The organism is Streptomyces sp. MMG1533, assembly GCF_001279775.1.
In the GTDB taxonomy this organism is placed as follows: domain Bacteria; phylum Actinomycetota; class Actinomycetes; order Streptomycetales; family Streptomycetaceae; genus Streptomyces.
Window position 1 is genome coordinate 1 of sequence record NZ_LGDG01000071.1, and the last position, 3,789, is coordinate 3,789.

Sequence of the window (3,789 nt, forward strand, 5' to 3'; positions counted from 1 at the left end):
GGCGAGGGCTTGGGGGGGGCGACCATGACACGCTGGCGGCCGCTGCCGGATGCGCTGCCGAGGGAGGCACGGCACCTGGTCGAGCAACTGCGTGGCCTGAAGGACCGTACGGGCCTGAGCCTGGCCGAACTGGCGCGGCGGACCGCCTACAGCAAGTCGTCCTGGCAGCGGTATCTCAGCGGGACCAAACAGCCGCCGAGGGGGGCGGTGCAGGCGCTGTGCCGGGTCGCGGGAGCGGACCCGGCGCGGCTGCTGGCGCTGTGGGACCTCGCCGACCCGGCCTGGCCGCGCGGCGCGATGGTGCCCGGTCCGGCGGTACCGACCGGGTCGCCCGCGGCCGCGCCGCTGCCGCCCGCCGCCGAGTACCGGCACTGGCGGACGGCCGCGCTGGTCGCGTTCGCCGTCATCGTGCTGCTGGCGGCGGGGCTGCTGTGGGCACTGCCGGAGGGGGGCGGATGACCCTACGGCCACCCGCCCCCCTCCTCAGTACGGTCAGCCCACCTTGTCGTAGTACGCGATCTTCCAGGATCCGGTGCCCCTGAGCTTCACCCGGTACTTGCCGCTGACCCGCTTGAAGGTGACGGTCCGGGCGCTGCCCCAGTACTGGACGGTGCCACCGGCGTAGGGTCCGTTGAGTCGGTTCTGGGCGGACTGCCAGCAGTCGTCGGTGACGACGCCGTCGTCCTCCGGAAGGCCGTAGTGGTTCTGCCACCACTGGGTGGCCGACTCGGTCTCCGGGCCGAACGAGCCGTCGATCTTGTTCTTCGTGAAGGTGTGCCAGTCGCCGTCCTCGTCCTCGTACATGGCGCCGTCCGCCCACAGGACGGTCTCCCACAGAGCCGTGGCGTTGCTCTGGGCGTAGTCGTCGACGCCGAGGTTCTCCTCGTCCTGCCAGTCGTCGTAGACGAAGCTGCTGCCGTCGATGCCGTGGTAGTCCGCGGCGTTCGCCGCCGGCGCCAGGGCCGTTACGGCACCCCCGGCGACCAGCAACGCGGCCGACACCATTGCGACAGCCCGATTGCGCTTGCTCATACGGTCTTCCTTTCCGAACCGCCGACCCCCGTGGTTCCCCCCTGGGGCGGCTCGCCTCGCTTGGCACGACAAAGCGTCACGGCCGCGAGGCGGCACGGCGAGGCCTGACGGCATACGTGGGCCGGCAGGGGACGATCCACGCTGCGTACGGCGACGTCCCCACCGAGGGCGGGTCGTACGGGGACCGGGTGGGACGGGGTGGGACGGGACGGGGCCCGGTCGACAGCCGTCGCTCAGGCCGAGCCCTTCTCCAGCCGGGCCGCCCAGCTGATCCCGCCCAGCAGATGGGCGCGGAAGTCCGGGTCCTCGTAGGCCTCGGAAGCGTGCCCGAGAGCGGTGTAGAAGACCCTCCCCGCCCCCTGCTCCCGGCACCACACCAGCGGGTGGTCCGTGCCCATGCCGCCGCCGTCGTACGACGACTCGTCGGCACAGGCCAACACCCGCACCGCGTCACGGGGGTTGGCGCGGAAGTCGTACCACTCGTCGGTGAACTCCCATACGGCCGGGAGGTGTCGGGTGGCCGGATGGGTACGGTCCTCCACGACGACCCTGCCCGGCTGGAACTCCGGGTGCCGGTCGAAGCGGGCGCCGAGGAGTTCGCCGTAGTACGGCCACTCGTACTCCGTACACGCCGCCGCGTGCACCCCGACGAACCCGCCGCCCGCCTCCACGTACCCGGCCAGCCGCTCGCGCCCGGCCCGGGTGAGGATCTCGCCGCTGGTGGACAGGAAGACGACGGCGGCATACGGGTCCAGAGGCGCTTCGAGCGCCGCGGGGTCCTCGGTGGCGGTCACGTCGAAGTCGCCGAGGGTGCGTACGGCGACGATCGCGGCCGGGATGGAATCGTGCCGGTAGGCGGTGGTGCGGGTGTGGACGAGGAGTCGGCGGGCCATGCGCACGACCCTACGGCCCCGCAAAGAACCGCCCGTCCATGGACGAAAACGGCACGCTCAGGTCGAGTGAGGCGGCAAGTCGCCGTACGCGTGTTCCATTCCCAGGGTCGGTCTGCGTAGCCTCGCTGCGATGAATGCCATCCCTTCCACGCTGGACCACCTCGTCCTCGCGACCCCCGACCTGGCGGCGACCGTCGCCGACTTCGCCCGGCGCACCGGCGTGACCCCCGCGCTCGGCGGTGCGCATGTCGGGCTGGGCACCCGGAACCATCTGGTGTCCCTGGGCGGCACCCGCTACCTGGAGATCATCGGCCCGGATCCGGACCAGCACGCGTACGACGGGCCACGCCCCTTCGACGCCGACCAGCTCGCCGGCCCCCGGACGGTGACGTGGGCGATCAGCCCGCCCGACCTGGACGCGGCGGTCGCGGCGGCCCGGGCAAAGGGCTACAACCCCGGCTCGATCCGCCCCATGAGCCGCCGCCGACCCGACGGCACCCTCTTGGAGTGGCGCCTGACCGACGGCGACACCGCCCACCCGTCCGGCCTGGTCCCCTTCCTCATCGACTGGGGTTCCTCACTCCACCCGTCGGCCTCGGGGCTGCCCACCACGCCCCTGCTGGAACTGTCCGCGAGCACCCCGGACCCGGACGAGATCCGGCCCCTGCTCGCCGCTCTCGACACGTCGCTCCCCCTGACCGCGGGGCCGGTCGGGTTCTCCTTCACCGTGGACACCCCCCGGGGGCCGGTGGCGTTCGGCTGAGAGGGTCGTTTTCCGAGGGGTCTATCCGCGATCTGAACTTGGCTCGGCAGTGCCGCCCGGGGGCGTTTCGGGTTTCGTGTGGAGGATCTCGCGGGCCTGTTCCGCGGCGCGGGCGATGCTCTCGGAGACGAAGTCGAGGAAGCGGGCGACGTTCTCCAGGCGGGTGGCGGCCGGGGTGCCGGAGCCGAGGACGCCGACGCCCTGCCGTGCGGTCTCGACGATCTGGGCGGTGGAGCGGGCGCTGGCCATCATGGACTGGTACCAGATGTCGTCGTCGACGACGTAGCGCTCGCGGCGGCGTGCGTCGCGCTCCCGGCGGACCAGGCCCTGGCTGTCCAGGAACGCGATCGCTTTGGAGACGGACGCCGGGCTGACCTGCAGTCGCTCGACGAGTTCGGACGCGGTGAGGCTGCCGGCGTCGGTGAGGGTGAGGCAGGCCATCACCCGGGCCGTCATCGTGGGCATGCCCGACGCCATGAGGACGGTGGTGAACACCTCCTCGTACTCGCGCACCGCCTCGGCATCGCGTCCGTGGACCTGCTCGGGCGCCCCCGCCCCGCGGGGGGTGGTCTGCCTGCGGCGGTGGGCGCGGCGTTCGGTGGCGCGGTGGGCGAGGTCGGCGCGGTAGGCGGTGGGGCCGCCGTTGCGCATCACCTCCCGCGTGACGGTCGAGGTCGGGCGGTCGAGGCGTCTGGCGATCTCCGCGTAGGCGAGGCCGTCGGCCAGTCCCAGCGCGATCTGGCGGCGTTCGGTCTGGGTGAGCCTGCCTCCCGGCATCGCGGTCTCCTTCGTTGTCCGTGGCGCGTTGTCCGTGGTGCGCGCTGCGTGGTGCGTGGTGCGTCCACCATAGCGTTCACCTTCAATTCATTGCAACGAACAGGTGACCGTCGTTGCGTTAACCCCGAAGACGATTGCAACACTTTTCCAGCATTGAGCTGCACCGATGATGAATAGGCGCAACGAATACGTTGAAGGATCCTTGAATGCAACGTAGCGTTTCCGGCATCAGAAACAACGAGCCGCAGGAGAACACCATGCAGAAGTTCGACACCCCCGCCCCGGTCTCCGCCGTCCTCGACATCCCCGCGGGACGCATCCGGT

Annotated in this window: 5 protein-coding genes; 2 read left to right on the forward strand and 3 right to left on the reverse strand. The window is 71.3% G+C overall.

The features are described from left to right. The first annotated feature begins 24 nt into the window (after positions 1-24). Entirely contained in the window at positions 25-459 is a 435-nt protein-coding gene (locus tag ADK57_RS10565; protein WP_063785943.1) for a helix-turn-helix domain-containing protein, read from the forward strand. A gap of 33 nt (positions 460-492) precedes the next feature. Here ADK57_RS10565 and ADK57_RS10570 read toward each other — a convergent pair whose 3' ends face one another. Together ADK57_RS10570 and ADK57_RS10575 are read right to left on the reverse strand one after the other, a co-directional pair. Next, positions 493-1,032, reverse strand: a complete 540-nt coding sequence (locus ADK57_RS10570; RefSeq protein ID WP_053749137.1) for a peptidoglycan-binding domain-containing protein — start codon at positions 1,030-1,032, stop codon at positions 493-495. A 233-nt stretch (positions 1,033-1,265) separates the two neighbouring features. Further along, positions 1,266-1,925 (reverse strand): ThuA domain-containing protein, encoded by a 660-nt coding sequence (locus tag ADK57_RS10575; protein ID WP_053749138.1) that lies wholly within the window; start codon positions 1,923-1,925, stop codon positions 1,266-1,268. Positions 1,926-2,055: 130 nt separating this feature from the next. Here ADK57_RS10575 and ADK57_RS10580 point away from each other — a divergent pair, with 130 nt between their 5' ends. Further along, positions 2,056-2,688 (forward strand): VOC family protein, encoded by a 633-nt coding sequence (locus tag ADK57_RS10580; protein WP_053749139.1) that lies wholly within the window; start codon positions 2,056-2,058, stop codon positions 2,686-2,688. Between the two features lie 21 nt (positions 2,689-2,709). On the opposite strand, the gene ADK57_RS10585 is transcribed toward ADK57_RS10580, so the two are convergent. Beyond that, positions 2,710-3,465, reverse strand: coding sequence for a MarR family transcriptional regulator (locus ADK57_RS10585; RefSeq protein ID WP_053749140.1), 756 nt, complete (start codon positions 3,463-3,465; stop codon positions 2,710-2,712). Positions 3,466-3,789 lie beyond the last annotated feature (324 nt).

What these genes read in the sequence shown, in the direction of transcription:
- ADK57_RS10565 (WP_063785943.1), top strand. Translation starts at nt 25, where the DNA reads ATGACACGCTGGCGGCCGCTGCCGGATGCGCTGCCGAGGGAGGCACGG.
- ADK57_RS10570 (WP_053749137.1), bottom strand. Translation starts at nt 1,032, where the DNA reads ATGAGCAAGCGCAATCGGGCTGTCGCAATGGTGTCGGCCGCGTTGCTG.
- ADK57_RS10575 (WP_053749138.1), bottom strand. Translation starts at nt 1,925, where the DNA reads ATGGCCCGCCGACTCCTCGTCCACACCCGCACCACCGCCTACCGGCAC.
- ADK57_RS10580 (WP_053749139.1), top strand. Translation starts at nt 2,056, where the DNA reads ATGAATGCCATCCCTTCCACGCTGGACCACCTCGTCCTCGCGACCCCC.
- ADK57_RS10585 (WP_053749140.1), bottom strand. Translation starts at nt 3,465, where the DNA reads ATGCCGGGAGGCAGGCTCACCCAGACCGAACGCCGCCAGATCGCGCTG.